Source organism: Nonomuraea rubra (assembly GCF_014207985.1).
In the GTDB taxonomy this organism is placed as follows: Bacteria; Actinomycetota; Actinomycetes; order Streptosporangiales; family Streptosporangiaceae; genus Nonomuraea; species Nonomuraea rubra.
In genome coordinates this window covers 3,079,207-3,094,281 of record NZ_JACHMI010000001.1, presented here as the reverse complement: position 1 = coordinate 3,094,281, position 15,075 = coordinate 3,079,207, and the positions used below count along the sequence as shown (strand labels likewise).

Below are 15,075 nucleotides of genomic sequence, written 5' to 3'. Positions count from 1 at the left end.
TCCTCTCGTGACGTCGTGTTCGTCGACGGCGTACGCACGCCTTTCGGCAGGTCAGGGCCGAAGGGACTGTACGCGGAGACCCGCGCGGACGACCTGGTCGTCCGCGTCATCCGCGAGCTCATCCGGCGCAACCCCGGCCTGCCGCCCGAGCGCGTGGACGAGGTGGCCATCGCCGCGACCACGCAGATCGGCGACCAGGGCCTGACCATCGGCCGCTCGGCCGCCGTGCTCGCCGGGCTGCCCAAGACCGTGCCCGGCTACGCCATCGACCGCATGTGCGCGGGCGCGATGACCGCGGTCACCACGGTCGCGGGCGGCATCGCGTTCGGCGCGTACGACGTCGCCATCGCCGGCGGCGTCGAGCACATGGGCCGCCACCCCATGGGCGAGGGCGTCGACCCGAACCCGCGCTTCCTGTCGGAGAAGCTGGTCGACCCGAGCGCCCTGGTCATGGGCATGACGGCGGAGAACCTGCACGACCGCTACCCCACGATCAGCAAGGAGCGCGCCGACGCGTACGCGGTGCTCTCGCAGGAGAAGGCCGCCAAGGCGTACGCCGACGGCAAGATCCAGCCCGACCTGGTGCCGACCGCGATCAGGACGGCGGAGAAGGGCTGGGGCCTGGCCGTCGAGGACGAGGCGCCCAGGCCGGGCACCACGATGGAGGGGCTGAGCGGGCTCAAGACGCCGTTCCGCCCGCACGGTCACGTCACGGCGGGCAACTCCTCCGGCATCAACGACGGCGCCACCGGCTGCGTCGTGGCCGCTCGCGAGGTCGCCGAGGAGCTGGGGCTGGCGCCGAAGATGCGCCTGGTGTCGTACGCCTTCGCGGGCGTGGACCCGGAGGTCATGGGCGTCGGGCCGATCCCGTCCACCGAGCGGGCCCTGCGCCTGGCGGGCCTGGACATCTCCGACATCGGGCTGTTCGAGATCAACGAGGCGTTCGCCGTCCAGGTGCTGGCGTTCCTGGAGCACTTCGGCCTCGCCGACGACGACGCCCGCGTCAACCCCTACGGCGGCGCGATCGCCTACGGGCACCCGCTCGCCTCCTCCGGCGTGCGGCTGATGACGCAGCTCGCCCGGCAGTTCGGCGAGCGTCCCGACGTGCGTTACGGCATCACCACCATGTGCGTCGGCATGGGCATGGGCGGCACCGTGATCTGGGAGAACCTGGCATGAGCAACATGGAGACCTGGCGCGCGCTGCTGAGCGAGCGCAACACGGACGAGGTCGTCACCAAGGCGCTGGTACGCGACGTGCAGCTGCCCTACGGGGCCGGCACGATGGCGCTGATCACCCTGGACAACGGCTTCGACCACACCAAGCCCAACACGTTCGGCCCGCACGGCCTGTTCGCGCTGAACGGGGCGCTGTCGGAGATCGCGCAGCGCACCGACCTGGCGGCGGTGGGCGTGACCGGCAAGCCGTTCATCTTCGCCGTCGGCGCCGACCTCAAGGGCGCGGCCGCCGTGACCTCGCGCGAGGAGGCGCTGGCCATCGGCGCGCTCGGCCACCACGTCTTCCGCAGGCTGGGCGAGCTGCCGATCCCGTCGTTCGCGTTCGTCAACGGCGCGGCCATGGGCGGCGGGCTGGAGATCGCGCTGCACTGCACGTACCGGACGATCTCGGCGGGCGTGCCCGCGGTGGCGCTGCCGGAGTGCTTCCTCGGCCTGGTGCCGGGCTGGGGCGGCACGCAGCTGCTGCCCCGCCTGATCGGCCCGGCGAACGCGGTCAAGCTCGTCATCGAGAACCCGCTGTCCAACAACCGCATGATCAAGGGCAGGGACGCGTACGAGCTGGGCGTCGCCGACGCGATGTTCGAGCCCGCCGACTTCCTGGAGGAGTCGCTGCGCTGGGCGGCCCGCGTGGTCAGCGGCGAGGTCGCCGTGGAGCGCGCGGAGCACGACGGCTGGGAGAAGGCCGTCGCCGACGCCCGCTTCCTGGTGGACATGAAGCTGCGCGGCGCCGCGCCGGCCCCGTACCGGGCGCTGGACCTGATCGCGCTGGCGGAGACCGCCACCCGCGACGAGGGCTTCGCCGCCGAGGACGAGGCGCTGGCCGACCTGCTCATGGGCGACGAACTGCGGGCCGGGCTCTACTCCTTCGACCTGGTGCAGCGCCGCGCCAAGCGGCCCGCGGGCGCGCCCGACAGGTCGCTGGCCCGCAAGGTCACCAAGGTCGGCGTGGTGGGTGCGGGCCTGATGGCCTCGCAGATGGCGCTGCTGTTCGCCCGCCGCCTGGAGGTGCCGGTGGTGCTCACCGACCTCGACCAGGCCCGGCTGGACAAGGGCGTCGGGTACGTGCACGCCGAGGTGGACAAGCTGCTCGCCAAGGGCCGCGTGTCGCAGGACCAGGCCAACCGGCTCAAGTCGCTGGTGAGCGGCTCGCTGACCAAGGACGCCTTCGCCGACGCCGACTTCGTGATCGAGGCCGTGTTCGAGGACCTGGCGGTCAAGAAGCAGGTGTTCGCCGAGGTCGAGGCCGTGGTGCCGGCGGAGTGCGTGCTGGCCACGAACACCTCCTCGCTGTCGCTGACCGAGATGGGCGCGGGCCTGGCCCACCCCGAGCGGCTGGTCGGGTTCCACTTCTTCAACCCGGTCGCCGTCATGCCGCTGCTGGAGATCATCAGGGGCGCCTCGACCGACGACGCCACGCTGGCCACGGCGTTCGCGGTGGGCAAGTCGCTGAAGAAGTCGTCGGTGCTGGTCAAGGACGCCCCGGCGTTCGTGGTCAACCGGCTGCTGACCTGCTTCATGGGCGAGGTCGTGGCGGCCGTGGACGAGGGCACGCCGCTGGAGACGGCCGAGCACGCGCTGGACGGGCTCGGGCTGCCGATGACGCCGTTCGCGCTGCTGCAGCTCGTCGGCCCGGCGGTCGGCCTGCACGTGGCCGAGACGCTGCACGAGGCGTTCCCCGACCGCTTCGGCGTCTCGGAGAACATGGCGAAGCTGGTCGAGTCGGGCAAGCCCGGCGTGTACCGGCCGGACTTCACGCTCGACCCGGAGGCGGTGGCCCTGTTCGCGGGCGGCACCTCGCCGTCCACCGCCGAGCAGGTACGCGAGCGCGTGCTGAAGGCGCTGGCCAGGGAGATCCGGATCATGCTCGACGAGGGCGTGGTGGCCGCGCCGCAGGACATCGACCTGTGCATGATCCTCGGCGCCGGCTGGCCGTTCCACCTGGGCGGCATCACGCCGTACCTGGACAGGGCCGGCCTCGCCCAGCCGCGCTTCCTCCCGCCGGGCGTGGCGTCCGTCCCCGCCTGACTCATGGCGTCCGTGCCCGCCTGACTTTGCGGACTCTTTGAGGAGGTCCTGACCGGACCTCCTCACCTCCGCGCGCGCTCCGCCGTAGCCTTTGGTGCCGTCCTACGAACGGAGAGTAACCATGATGAGAGCAGCCGGCGCCCTCGCGCTCTGCGCCGCCCTCCTGGCGGGCGCGTCCTCGCCCGTGCAGGCCGCGCCGCCCCCGAAGGCGAAGCTCAAGATCGTTGACGGGATGAAGGGCGGGCCCGTGAAGTCGGTCTGGCTCCACTGCGCGCCCGTCGGCGGCACCCACCCGAACGCGCGCGCCGCCTGCCGCCTGCTGCGGCAGGTGAACGGCGAGCCGTCACAGCTCAACGTCACCCCGAAGGCCTCCTGCACGCAGGAGATCAAGCCGCACGCGGTCGTCATCGCGGGCACCTGGTACGGCAGGAAGGTGCACTGGGCGAAGTTCTTCGCCAACGCCTGCCACATGCGGGCGATGACCGGCCCGGTCACCGCTCTCTGAGCATCCCCGTGCGGTCAGCGGCGGGCCTTCTGCCGGGAGAAGGCCTGCCTGCTGTTCCAGTAGCCGAAGCCGAAGTAGACGACCAGGCCGATCACCATCCAGACGACGAAGCGCAGCCACGTCTGCGCCGGCAGGTTCAGCATCAGGTAGAGGCAGGCCAGCACGGACACGATCGGCAGGAACGGCACCAGCGGCGCCCGGAACACCCGCGGCAGGTCGGGCCGCGTCCGCCGCAGGATGATCACCCCGATCGACACGACCACGAACGCGAACAGCGTGCCGATGTTGACCAGCTCGGCCAGCTCCCCGAACGACACGAACCCCGCCAGCACCATCGTGACGAGCCCGATGATGACCGTGAGCCGGGCCGGGGTGCCGTAGTGCGGGTCGACCTTGGCCAGCCAGCGCGGCAGCAGCCCGTCGCGGCCCATCGCGAACAGCACCCGGGTCTGGCCCAGCATCAGCACCAGCACCACGGTCGTCAGGCCCGCGATCGCGCCCACGCTGATGATCGTGGCCAGCCAGGCGTGCCCGACCGAGATGAAGGCGTCGGAGAGCGGGGCGGCCGTGCTCAGCTCGCTGTAACGCTGCATGCCGACGACGACCAGCGAGACGGCGACGTACAGGACGGTGCAGATGGCCAGCGAGCCGAGGATGCCGCGCGGCACGTCGCGCTGCGGGTGGATGGTCTCCTCGGCGGCGGTGGCCACGATGTCGAAGCCGATGAAGGCGAAGAACACGATCGCCGCCGCGGAGAAGATGCCGATCACGCCGAACGCAACGGGCGTGATGCCGAAGATGAGCTGGATGAGCGGAGCCTTGAGCCCCTCCACCCGCGCCGTGGACGTCGCCTCGGGGATGAACGGCGTGTAGTTGGCGGCCTTGACGAAGAACAGCCCCGCCACGATGACCAGCAGCACCACCGCGATCTTGGTGATCACCAGGACCAGGTTCACCCGCGAGGACACCTTGATCCCCGCCACCAGGATCGAGGTGAGGAGCAGCACGATGAGAATCGCCGGGACGTTCACCACCGGGTCCTCTCCCGCGATCGAGGCGGGCAGCTCCAGGCCGATGGAGGCCAGCATGGAGGCGAAGTACCCCGACCAGCCGACCGACACCACGGCGGCGGCCAGCGCCAGCTCCAGGAACAGGTCCCAGCCGATGATCCAGGCGGGGAACTCGCCGAGCGTGGCGAAGGAGAAGGTGTAGGCGGAGCCGGCGACCGGGATCGTGGAGGCGAACTCGGCGTAGCACAGCGCCGCGAGCCCGCACACGATGCCCGCCACGACGAACGACACGGCCACCGCCGGGCCCGCCATCTCCTTGGCCACCTGGCCCGTGAGCACGAAGATCCCGGTGCCGACGATCACGCCGATGCCGAAGACCGTCAGGTCCGTGGCGGTCAGGCGTTTGCGGAGCTGGTGCTCGGGCGCTTCGGTGTCGCGGATCGACTGCTCGACGCTCTTCGTGCGAAAGATGTCCACGCTCAGTGATCCTTCCCATGCCAGGAGTGATCATGCCCGTTTCAGGATGGGATCGGGGACGATCCCGGTGGTGTTCCGCGATCTGGGTAGCTGGCTGAGGCTATGCTCAACGATCTGCTCGACGCCCTGGCCGGGCAAGACCTCGGCGTGGTGCTACCACTGTTGCTGGTCTTCCTGACGCTGGACGCCTCGGTCGGGATCGGCCTGATCACTCCCGGCGACGGGCTGCTGCTGGTGGCGGGCGCCACGGCCGACAGCGTGGGCGAGGCGCTGGCCCTGATCGGGGCGGGGCTGGTGGCCTGCTTCGCGGGCGCGTCGGGCGGTCACTGGCTCGGCCGGCGCTACGGCTCGCGGCTGCGGCACGGCAGGCTGGGGCGGCGCGTCGGGGAGCGCCGGTGGGTGCTCGCGGAGCAGTTGTTCGAGCGGAACGGGTGGGCGCTGGCGCTGGCGTACTTCCTGCCGGTGCTGCACGCGCTGACGCCGGCCGTGGCGGGCACGGTGGGCATGCCGTACCGCAGGTTCATGCCGTGGGCGATGCTGGGCAGCGCGGCCTGGGTGAGCACGTACGTGACGCTCGGCGCGCTCGCCGGGGAGGCCGTGCGGCGGCACGCGGAGTGGCTGCTGCCGGTCGTGGCCGCGGCGGTGATCGTGGTGCTCGGGATCACCGCCGCGGCCCGCAGGCTGGTCAGCGGCGGGCGGGCTCCACGGAGGAGGTCCGCTTCGCGACCGCCTCGGTGATCTGGCGGGCGAGGTCCTGGCCGGTCAGGCCGATCCTGCCGAGGATCGCGGCCCGCTTGGCGTGGTCGAGGAACTGCTGCGGGATGCCGAAGGTGCGTACGGGCACGTCGACGTCGCCGTCGCGCAGCAGCCGGGCCACGGCGTCGCCCACGCCGCCGACGCGGCCGTTGTCCTCGACGACCGCGACCAGCTTGTGCGCGCTCGCGGCCAGCACCAGCGCCTCGTCCAGCGGCTTGACCCAGCGCGGGTCCACGACGGTGGCCGGGATGCCCTGGGCGTCGAGCAGGACGGCGGCGTCCATGCAGACCTGGGCCATCGGGCCCACGCCCACCAGCAGCACCCCGGGGTCGCCTTCCGCTGCCCGCAGGAGGTCCATCTGGCCGAGCCTGCCGACCGGCTCGATCGGCTCGGCGACCGGGCCCTTGGGGAAGCGCAGCACGGTGGGGCCGTCGGTGACCTCCACGGCCTCGCGCAGCAGCTCGGTGAGGCGGTCGCCGTCGCGCGGCACCGCGATCCGCAGCCCGGGCACGACCTGGAGGATCGACAGGTCCCACATGCCGTTGTGGCTGGCGCCGTCGTCGCCGGTGACGCCCGCCCGGTCGAGCACCACGGTGACCGGCAGGCGGTGCAGGGCGACGTCCATGAGGAGCTGGTCGAAGGCGCGGTTGAGGAAGGTGGCGTAGACCGCCACGACCGGGTGCATGCCGCCCAGCGCGAGGCCGGCGGCGCTGGTCAGCGCGTGCTGCTCGGCGATGCCGACGTCGTAGATGCGCTCGGGGTAGGCCTCGGCGAAGGCGTTGAGTCCGGTCGGGTGGAGCATCGCGGCGGTGATCGCGACCAGGTCGTCGCGCTCCTTGCCGAGCCGGACGAGCTCCTCGCTGAAGACGTTGGTCCAGATGCGGCCCTTGGGCTTCTCCGCGCCGGTGGCCCGGTCGAAGGCGCCGGGCGAGTGGAACTGGTCCTCGTCGTGGTTCTCCGCCGGGCTGTAGCCGCGGCCCTTCTGGGTGAGCGCGTGCACGATGACCGGGCCGCGGAAGTCGCGGGCCTGGCGCAGCGCCGCCTCCATGGCCTGCTCGTCGTGGCCGTCGATGGGGCCGACGTACTTGAGGCCGAGGTCCTCGAACATCACCTGCGGCGACAGGACGTCCTTGACGCCCTTCTTGAAGCCGTGCAGGGCGTCGTAGAGGACGGGAACGTTCCCGATCTTGTCCTTGACGAAGTCGAGCATGTCCTCGTAGCGGCGGTTGACCCGCAGCGAGGACAGGTGGGAGGCCAGGCCGCCGATCGTCGGCGAGTAGGAGCGGCCGTTGTCGTTGACCACGATCACGACCGGGAGGTCCTTGAACGCGGCGATGTTGTTGAGCGCCTCCCAGGCCATGCCGCCGGTCAGCGCGCCGTCACCGATGATCGCCACGACCGTGCGGTCGTGCTCGCGGCGCAGCTTGAACGCCTTGGCCAGGCCGTCGGCGTAGGACAGCGCGGTCGAGGCGTGGGAGTTCTCCACGAAGTCGTGGTCGGACTCGGCCTGGCTCGGGTAACCCGACAGGCCGCCCTCCTGCTTGAGCGCCTCGAAGCCGGCGGCCCTGCCGGTGAGGATCTTGTGCACGTACGCCTGGTGCCCGGTGTCCCAGACCACGGGATCGCGGGGCGAGTCGAAGACGCGGTGAACGGCGATGGTGAGCTCCACCACACCGAGGTTGGGGCCGAGGTGACCGCCGAACCTGGCGCACGAGTCGACGAGCACGTCGCGGATCTCTCCCGCCAGCCGCGGCAACTCCTCGACACTGAGCCGTTTGACGTCCTGCGGTCCCTTGATCGAGCCCAGCAACCCGCTCACGGATGCGTCTCCCCTCTGCTCTTTTGCGCCGATCCCACCGAGTCTAGTTCGCGAAGGCCCCACTGACTCCATCGAGTCAAATCCACCCACATATGTCCGATCTTGACCTAGTCTTTCGGTACCTATGAACTCCGTCCCCAAAAGCAGACTCCTGACCCTCGTGGCGGCCGTGCTGGCGCTCGCCCTCGCCGCGGCCGCGCTGGTGATGGTGCTGGCGGACGTGGCCACGACGTCCACGGGCGCCGTCAACGAGGCCCAGCAGTACGCCTCCCCGCCCGCGAAGGTCTCCAGCGAGAAGACGGGGACGGGCCTGGCGTCCAGGAAGCTGGCCGTGGCCAACCCGCTGTACAAGACCGGGCGGCTCACCGACGTGAACTGCTCGCCGGGCGACCTGCCCGCCGGCAGCATGACGGCCTACCGGCGCTTCCTGACCCGCGTGACGGCCTGCCTGAACAAGGCGTGGGCCGCGCAGTTCCGCAAGGCGGACCTGCCCTTCACCAAGCCCCGGCTGCGCATCATCACCGGCAAGGTGCGGACGCCCTGCGGGGCCTGGAACACCGGCGCGGACGGGGTCTACTGCTCCACCGACCGCACGATGTACCTGATGATCAGCAAGGCGCAGCTGCGCAACCCGTTCCCGCTGGGGATCACCCGGCTGGTCGCCCACGAGTACGGCCATCACGTCCAGCAGGTCTCCGGCGTCTGGAGTTACTACTGGACCGCGCGCACCACCGCCGGGAAGGCCAAGAGGCTGCAGTTGTCGCGCAATTCGGAGTTGCAGGCCGAGTGCTTCTCCGCGGTCTTCATGAGCACGATGGACGGCACGCCGCTGGTCACTCCGGATGACTGGGCGTACACGGTGAACTGGTTCAGGAAGAACGGCGCCAAGGGCTGGCCGCAGAACGACCACGGCAGGGGCCCTACGCAGGCCGCCTGGATGACCCGCGGCTTCGAGCGCGGCTCTCCCGGCGCATGCAACACCTGGGCCGCAAATCCGCGAAATGTCACCTAATAGCTCTTTAGTCTCGCTTTACCTGGAACTCCCTCTTTAATAGGGTGCGTTCTCATGCGTATCCCTCGATTGGCGCTCATGGCGGGCGCTATGGCCGGCGTGCTGTTCGCCGGCACGGCCCCCGCGGCCGCCTCTTCGGCCCCGTCGTACAAGCCGGTCCTGACGAAGAACGCCCTGTACAAGACGGGCAAGCTGGGTGTGACGGCGTGTGAGGAGCCGCAGGTCCAGAACGGGACGGTCGAAGAGGCCGAATACTACTTCCAGGCCGTGATGGAGTGCCTGGACAAGGCCTGGAGCCCCATCGTCAAGAAGGCGGGTTACCGCTTCACGAAGTCGAAGCTCACCGTGTTCACCAAGCTCGGGGTGAACACCCCCTGTGGCCGCTTCGAGGCGGGGGCGCAGGCGATGTACTGCGAGAAGAACAAGGGGATGTACTTCTTCCTGAGCGAGGACATCGTCGAGGAGCCGACCGACCTCGCACTGATGCAGGTGCTGGCCCACGAGTACGGCCACCACGTCCAGGAGCTCACCGGCATCGGCAAGGAGACCACCAAGCGCTTCTACTACAAGACGAAGGTCAACGACTCGATCATGGAGGGCGTGCGCCGCTCCGAGCTGCAGGCCCAGTGCCTGAGCGCGGCGTTCGTCGGCCGCGTGTGGAACTCGCTCGGCCGCCCCGACACCGACTGGAGCATCCTGCTCAAGGGCAGCCACAACCCGGTCGCCGCCCTCGGCGTGCGCAACGGCGGTGACGAGAGCCACGGCTCCCAGGCCGGCAACAAGTACTGGCTGGAGCGGGGCTTCAAGGCCCAGTCGGCGAGCGCCTGCAACACCTGGACCGCACCCAAGAAGCGGGTCTACTAAGGCAAAACCGCATAAGAAGGTCTAAGATCCGCGATCGTGCGCATTCCCCTCACGGCGTTCGCCGTGTGCATGGTCGCGGGTCTCGCCTTTCCCGCGCCGGCCGCCGCCGCGGGACGGGTCGGGCAGAGCGGGCTGATGGGCGCGATGGGCGGCGAGGTGGTGCCGCAGAAGTGTGCGGTCCCGGCGATCCGCGTGGGGAGCGTGGCCTCGCTCAGGTCCTTCCACGAGGCGATGGCGAAGTGCGCCGACACGTTCTGGGCGGGCAGGTTCGCGGCGGCGGGGCTGCCGTACAGCTCGCCCGAGGTGACGATCACCACCGGCGGCGACTCGGTGTGCGGGGCGATCACCAGCAGTGGCGCGCAGTACTGCCCCGACCAGCGCACGATCGTCATCCGGATCACCAAGCAGGACCTGCGGGACCCGTTCAGGATGAACATCGCGCACTCGGTCGCCCACGAGTGGGGCCACCACGTGCAGCAGCTCATCGGCGTGCTGGCCGCGCAGGCCGCCCTGTACGAGCCCGCCACCGAGGGGGCGCGCAAGCTGCTGAGCCACCGGCTGGAGATGCAGGCCGAGTGCTTCGCCGGGGTGTTCTACAGCGCGACGCTGAAGTCGATCAGGCCGGGGATCTCGTGGAAGGACTGGCTGTCGGCGGTGCGGAACGCCGACGAGAGCGACATCCACGGCAAGCCGCGCAACCTGGCGCTCTGGCAGGACCGGGGGTACCGGGGCGGGGCGACGGGGTTCTGCAACACGTGGACGGCGAGCAGAGGCAAGATCGCCTGAGCCGGGTCAGGCGTTGGCGCGGGCGAGGACTTCCAGGGGGTCGGACAGCACGTGGGCGAAGGCCAGCTCGGCGGCGCCCACCAGGGTGGCGGCGTCCCCGAGCGCCGAGGTGCGCAGCCGTACGCGCTCCCGCTGGGGCGCCATGGCGTGCAGCGCGAGCTGCGAGCGGACCTGGGCGGCCGAGCCCAGGTAGATCTCCCGCAGCATCCCCCCGAAGATCACCATCTCGGGGTTGAAGATGTTGACCAGGTTCGCGACGCCGAGGCCCAGCCAGTCGCCGACGCGGCTGAGCGCCTCCTGGGCCACGATGTCGCCGCGGTCGGCCGCGTCCACGACGGCGCGCACCGCGTCGCGGCCCTGGTGACCGGCCGAGACCCGGCCCGCCGACTCCAGCAGCGCCCGCTCCCCCACCTCCGCCTCCAGGCAGCCGTGCGAGCCGCAGCCGCAGGCGCGCCCGCCCGGGTTGACCACCATGTGGCCGACCTCGCCGCCGTAGCCGTCGTGGCCGCCGAGCAGGTGGCCTGCGGCGATGATGCCGCCGCCGATGCCGACGTCCCCGTGCAGGTAGATGAGGTCGCGTACGGCGATGCCGACGCCGCGGCTGTGCTCGGCCAGGGCGGCCAGGTTGGCGTCGTTGCCCACGCTGACGGGCAGGCCGAGGCCGAGGCGGCGGCCCAGCTCCTCGCCGAACGGCACCTCCTCGGCCTTCAGGTTGGGCCCGAACGTGACCACCCCGTCGGCCTTGCGCACGCCGCCCGACACGGCCGCCGCCGCGCCGACGCAGACCGTGTCGTCCCTGGTCTTGCGGCGCATCTGCCGGGCGAACCCGGCCAGCGTGCCGGTCAGCTCGTCCACCTCGAAGCGGCCGCGGTCGCGTACGGTCTCGCGGCGGTCGAGTATCACCCCGCCCAGCCCGACGCGCGCGACCGCCAGCCGGTCGGGGCCCACGTCGAAGGCGAAGACGTAGACCCGCGCCGACTCCGGGCGCACCACGAGCGAGGGCCGGCCCGCGCGGCCCGTCTCGCGCGGCAGCTCCTCGCGTACCAGGCCCGCGGCGGTGAGATCCGACGTCAGGGCCATGATCGTGCTGCGGTTGAGCCCCATCTTCGAGGTCAGCTCGGCGCGCGAGATCGGCCCGCCCAGGTGGACATGGCGGAGCAGCGCGCCGAGGTTGTGGCGCCTGATGTCCTCTTGGGAGGGGCCGGCACGCATCGTCTGGGGTTCCTTCAGGGGCTGTGAGTCGCTGATCACCTTAGACCAGCGGCAGCCGCCCGCTTGCGCGCCAGGGCGTCGACACCCGCGGCGAGCAGCAGGACAGAACCCGTGACCAGGTACTTCACGCTGGCCCCGTACCCCATCAGACCCATGCCGTTCTCGATCACGGCCACCACGGCGCCGCCGAGCACGGCGTCGAGCACCCTGCCCTTGCCGCCGAAGAGGCTGGTGCCGCCGATGACCGCCGCGCCGACCGCGTACAGCAGGACGGAGCTGCCGCCCGTGTTCGGGTCGACGGAGCTGGCCCGCGACGCGGCCACGATGCCGCCGACGGCGGCCATCGAGGAGCAGATCACGAACGCGCTGATCTTGATCCGGTCCACGGGGATGCCCGCTCGCCTGGCCGCCTCGGTGTTGCCGCCGACCGCGTACAGGTGACGGCCGAACGCGGTACGGCGCAGCACCAGCGTCCACACGACGAGCAGCACCAGGATGACCGGCACCACGATCGGCACGCCGGTGAGCGAGACCAGGGCGGGGTTGCGGCTGCGCTCCAGGTTGAGCGCGGCGACCGCGAGGCCGGCGAACAGCGCCAGCATGCCGACGCGGAAGGCGATCAGCGACAGGGGGTCGGCGACCAGGCCGCGCTTGGTGCGGTTCCTGGCCCTCCTGAGCTGCACGGCGGCGAAGACGGCCACGCACAGCAGGTAGAGCGCCCAGCCGAGCCACGGCGGCAGGTTCCTGTTGGCGATGGCGACGACCACGTCGTCGCGGATGGAGATGTTCGTGCCCTCGTCCACCAGCACCAGCACCAGGCCCTGGAAGGCCAGGAAGGCGGCCAGCGTGACCACGAACGACGGGATGCCGACCTTGGCGACCAGCGAGCCGAGCACGGTGCCGATGATCACGCCGGTGAGGATGGCGGCCGCCATGCACACGTACCAGGGCAGGCCCGCACTGGCCAGCGTGACGGCGAGGACGGCCGCGCAGACGCCGCTGGCGAAGCCCGCCGACAGGTCGATCTCGCCGAGCAGCAGCACGAACACCAGGCCCATCGCGATGAGCGTGATGGCGGCGCCCTGCGTGAACAGGTTGGCGAAGTTGATCGCGGTGACGAAGGAGGGCCGGGCCACGGCGAAGACCACGCAGAGCACGACCAGGCCCAGCACGGCGGGCAGCGCGCCCATGTCGCCGCCGCGCACCCGCTGGACGTAGGCGAGGAAGCTGTTCTTGATCGAGGGTTCCTGCGCCGCGGCGACGATGGCCTCGCCGGGCAGTTCCTTGACCTTGTTCATGGGGTGACCCCGTTCTTGAGGCCCAGTTCGCCGCTGCGGCCGGAGGTGATCAGTTCGACGACCTGCGCGTGCGTCACGTCGGCGGTCTTGACCTGGGCGGCCATCCTGCCGAGGTAGAGCGCCGCGATCCGGTCGGAGACGGCGAACACGTCGTTCATGTTGTGCGAGATGAGCACCACGGCCAGGCCGGTGTCGGCGAGCCTGCGCACCAGCTCCAGCACCTGCGCCGTCTGGGCCACGCCCAGCGCCGCGGTGGGCTCGTCGAGGATGACGACCTTGCTGTTCCACAGCACGGCCTTGGCGATGGCGACGGTCTGCCGCTGCCCGCCGGACAGGCTGGAGACCTGCTGCCTGATGGACTTCACCGTGCGGACGGACAGGCCGCTGAGGGTCTTCTCCGCCAGCTCCTCCATGCTGTCCTCGTCGAGCAGGATGCCGTTCTTGCGCTCCCTGCCGAGGAACATGTTCTGGACGATGTCGAGGTTGTCGCACAGGGCGAGGTCCTGGTAGACGATCTCGATGCCCAGCTCGCCCGCGTCGCGGGGGCTGTGCACGTGGACCTCTTCGCCGTCGAAGAGCAGCTGCCCCGAGTCGATCGGGTAGATGCCGCCGATGCACTTGACCAGGGTGGACTTGCCGGCGCCGTTGTCGCCGACGAGGGCGGTGACCTCACCGGCGTACGCGGAGAGCTCGACGTTGTGCAGGACCTTCACCGGGCCGAAGCTCTTGTCGATCCCGCGCACTTCAAGGAGGGGGGTCATGGGGCTCCCTAAGCGGAGGTACGGCCCCCGCTCGTGGCGCGGGCCGTACCCCTCGGTGTTATTGAATTCCAGCCTCGGTGCACTTGGCGGCGAAGTCGCCCGTGCACAGTTCCTCCTTGGTGACGTAACCGTCGGCCACCACGTCCTTGACGTTGTCGAGGTAGATGGCCTGCGGCTCCATCAGCTCGGCGGGCACGTCCTGACCCGTCTCGGGGTCCTTGACGCTGCTGCTCGCCGTGGGCTTCTCGCCCTTGGCCAGCGCGACGGCGAGCTTGGCCGCCGCGTCGGCCTCCTTCTTGACCGCCTTGTAGACGGTCATGCACTGGTCACCCGCGAGGATGTTCTGCAGGCCCTGGACGGTGGCGTCCTGGCCGGTGACGGGCACCTTGCCGTTGAGGTTGTTCTTCTTCAGCACGGTGATGGCGGCGTTGCCGAGCCCGTCGTTGGCGGCCAGCACTCCGGCGATCTTCGGCTGCTCGGTCAGCATCTGCTCGAAGAGCGTTCCGGCCTGGGTGTTGTCCCAGTCGGGCACCGACTGCTCGGGGCCCTTGACGTACTCGCCGGCGTCGAACTTGGGCTTGAGCACGCCGTCGTACCCGGCCTTGAACAGCGTCGCGTTGTTGTCGGTCGGCGAGCCGTTCAGGTAGGCCACGATCGGCTTTTCGGCCTTCTTGTCGGTCAGGCACTTGCTCAGGCCCTCGCCCTGGAGCGTGCCGACCTTGGTGTTGTCGAAGCTGACGTAGTAGGCGGCGCCGCCGCCGAGCGTCAGCCGGTCGTAGTCGATCGTGGCCACGCCCTGGGACTTGGCCTTCTCGATGACCGTCTTGCCGGTGCCGCTGTCCAGATTCACGATCATCAGGACGGTCGCGCCATTGGTGATCATCTGGTCGGCGATGGTCTGGAACGCCGTCTTGTCGTTCTGGGCGTTCTGGATGTCGTACTGGACGCCGGCGGCCTTGAACGCCTCTTCCAGGTACTTGCGGTCCGCCGTCTCCCACCGGGCTGAGGACTTGCTGTCCGGGAGGATGACGCCGATCTTGCCGGCCTTGGCCGCGTCCGTGGCCGAGGCGGTGGAGGTCGAGGTCGTGGTCTGACCGCTATCGCCCCCGCAGGCGGTGAGACCGAGGGCTAGCGCGGCTGCCGCGGCGGTCATGCTGAGGATCCCCTTGCGCATGGTGCAGGGTCCTTTCTTCCGGAGGGGCCCGGATGAATGTTGTTTGCGGCAACGTATTCCGGGAGGGACCACATTGGAAGGGGGTAGCGACGCCCAGTTTGTTGTTTCCGGTAACAATCCAGAAACGCCAGCTCAACC

At 70.2% G+C, this 15,075-nt stretch carries 13 protein-coding genes; 7 read left to right on the top strand and 6 right to left on the bottom strand.

Going from position 1 to position 15,075, the window contains the following annotated elements:
* Nucleotides 1-15: 15 nt before the first annotated feature.
* The 3 genes from HD593_RS14065 to HD593_RS14055 all read left to right on the top strand — a co-directional run bounded on the left by HD593_RS14065 (nt 16) and on the right by HD593_RS14055 (nt 3,768).
* Complete coding sequence (locus HD593_RS14065) at nt 16-1,179, top strand: thiolase family protein (RefSeq protein ID WP_312904437.1); 1,164 nt, start codon at nt 16-18, stop codon at nt 1,177-1,179.
* Nucleotides 1,176-3,263: a 3-hydroxyacyl-CoA dehydrogenase NAD-binding domain-containing protein gene (locus tag HD593_RS14060; RefSeq protein WP_185102596.1), complete on the top strand. Its 2,088-nt coding sequence runs from the start codon at nt 1,176-1,178 to the stop codon at nt 3,261-3,263. Before HD593_RS14065 ends, HD593_RS14060 begins: the two co-directional genes overlap by 4 nt.
* A 121-nt stretch (nt 3,264-3,384) precedes the next feature.
* Nucleotides 3,385-3,768 (top strand): SSI family serine proteinase inhibitor, encoded by a 384-nt coding sequence (locus HD593_RS14055; protein ID WP_185102595.1) that lies wholly within the window; start codon nt 3,385-3,387, stop codon nt 3,766-3,768.
* Nucleotides 3,769-3,782: 14 nt separating this feature from the next.
* On the opposite strand, the gene HD593_RS14050 is transcribed toward HD593_RS14055, so the two are convergent.
* Nucleotides 3,783-5,255: an amino acid permease gene (locus HD593_RS14050; RefSeq protein ID WP_312903460.1), complete on the bottom strand. Its 1,473-nt coding sequence runs from the start codon at nt 5,253-5,255 to the stop codon at nt 3,783-3,785.
* Nucleotides 5,256-5,357: 102 nt separating this feature from the next.
* Here HD593_RS14050 and HD593_RS14045 point away from each other — a divergent pair, with 102 nt between their 5' ends.
* On the top strand, nt 5,358-5,993 hold the full coding sequence (locus tag HD593_RS14045) for a DedA family protein (protein WP_185102594.1): 636 nt from the start codon (nt 5,358-5,360) through the stop codon (nt 5,991-5,993).
* On the opposite strand, the gene dxs is transcribed toward HD593_RS14045, so the two are convergent.
* Nucleotides 5,941-7,821 carry a 1-deoxy-D-xylulose-5-phosphate synthase gene (gene dxs / locus HD593_RS14040; protein ID WP_185111830.1) on the bottom strand — a complete coding sequence of 627 codons (1,881 nt, stop codon included), beginning with the start codon at nt 7,819-7,821 and terminating at the stop codon, nt 5,941-5,943. The genes HD593_RS14045 and dxs overlap by 53 nt on opposite strands.
* 133 nt (nt 7,822-7,954) lie before the next feature.
* Here dxs and HD593_RS14035 point away from each other — a divergent pair, with 133 nt between their 5' ends.
* Genes HD593_RS14035 through HD593_RS14025 form a run of 3 tightly spaced genes read left to right on the top strand, consistent with a single transcriptional unit; the run spans nt 7,955 to nt 10,492 of the window.
* Nucleotides 7,955-8,842 carry a neutral zinc metallopeptidase gene (locus HD593_RS14035; RefSeq protein WP_246546510.1) on the top strand — a complete coding sequence of 296 codons (888 nt, stop codon included), beginning with the start codon at nt 7,955-7,957 and terminating at the stop codon, nt 8,840-8,842.
* Nucleotides 8,843-8,896: 54 nt separating this feature from the next.
* The gene (locus tag HD593_RS14030) at nt 8,897-9,706 is read left to right on the top strand and encodes a neutral zinc metallopeptidase (protein WP_185102593.1); all 810 of its coding nucleotides are present in this window, start codon (nt 8,897-8,899) and stop codon (nt 9,704-9,706) included.
* 36 nt (nt 9,707-9,742) lie between these two features.
* Nucleotides 9,743-10,492, top strand: a complete 750-nt coding sequence (locus tag HD593_RS14025; RefSeq protein WP_185102592.1) for a neutral zinc metallopeptidase — start codon at nt 9,743-9,745, stop codon at nt 10,490-10,492.
* 6 nt (nt 10,493-10,498) lie between these two features.
* Here HD593_RS14025 and HD593_RS14020 read toward each other — a convergent pair whose 3' ends face one another.
* The 4 genes from HD593_RS14020 to HD593_RS14005 are packed head-to-tail and all read right to left on the bottom strand — an operon-like array spanning nt 10,499 to nt 14,937.
* The gene (locus HD593_RS14020; protein ID WP_185102591.1) at nt 10,499-11,704 is read right to left on the bottom strand and encodes an ROK family transcriptional regulator; all 1,206 of its coding nucleotides are present in this window, start codon (nt 11,702-11,704) and stop codon (nt 10,499-10,501) included.
* A gap of 35 nt (nt 11,705-11,739) precedes the next feature.
* Entirely contained in the window at nt 11,740-13,002 is a 1,263-nt protein-coding gene (locus tag HD593_RS14015; RefSeq protein WP_185102590.1) for a sugar ABC transporter permease, read from the bottom strand.
* Nucleotides 12,999-13,763 carry an ATP-binding cassette domain-containing protein gene (locus tag HD593_RS14010; protein WP_185102589.1) on the bottom strand — a complete coding sequence of 255 codons (765 nt, stop codon included), beginning with the start codon at nt 13,761-13,763 and terminating at the stop codon, nt 12,999-13,001. The genes HD593_RS14015 and HD593_RS14010 overlap by 4 nt, the downstream gene beginning before the upstream one ends.
* Before the next feature lie 58 nt (nt 13,764-13,821).
* Nucleotides 13,822-14,937 carry a sugar ABC transporter substrate-binding protein gene (locus HD593_RS14005; protein WP_185102588.1) on the bottom strand — a complete coding sequence of 372 codons (1,116 nt, stop codon included), beginning with the start codon at nt 14,935-14,937 and terminating at the stop codon, nt 13,822-13,824.
* Nucleotides 14,938-15,075: the final 138 nt, after the last annotated feature.

Bases quoted from the DNA above. Each gene is read 5' to 3' on its own strand.
- HD593_RS14060 (WP_185102596.1), top strand. From the start codon at position 1,176: ATGAGCAACATGGAGACCTGGCGCGCGCTGCTGAGCGAGCGCAACACG.
- HD593_RS14055 (WP_185102595.1), top strand. From the start codon at position 3,385: ATGATGAGAGCAGCCGGCGCCCTCGCGCTCTGCGCCGCCCTCCTGGCG.
- HD593_RS14045 (WP_185102594.1), top strand. From the start codon at position 5,358: ATGCTCAACGATCTGCTCGACGCCCTGGCCGGGCAAGACCTCGGCGTG.
- HD593_RS14035 (WP_246546510.1), top strand. From the start codon at position 7,955: ATGAACTCCGTCCCCAAAAGCAGACTCCTGACCCTCGTGGCGGCCGTG.
- HD593_RS14030 (WP_185102593.1), top strand. From the start codon at position 8,897: ATGCGTATCCCTCGATTGGCGCTCATGGCGGGCGCTATGGCCGGCGTG.
- HD593_RS14020 (WP_185102591.1), bottom strand. From the start codon at position 11,704: ATGCGTGCCGGCCCCTCCCAAGAGGACATCAGGCGCCACAACCTCGGC.
- HD593_RS14015 (WP_185102590.1), bottom strand. From the start codon at position 13,002: ATGAACAAGGTCAAGGAACTGCCCGGCGAGGCCATCGTCGCCGCGGCG.
- HD593_RS14010 (WP_185102589.1), bottom strand. From the start codon at position 13,763: ATGACCCCCCTCCTTGAAGTGCGCGGGATCGACAAGAGCTTCGGCCCG.
- HD593_RS14005 (WP_185102588.1), bottom strand. From the start codon at position 14,937: ATGCGCAAGGGGATCCTCAGCATGACCGCCGCGGCAGCCGCGCTAGCC.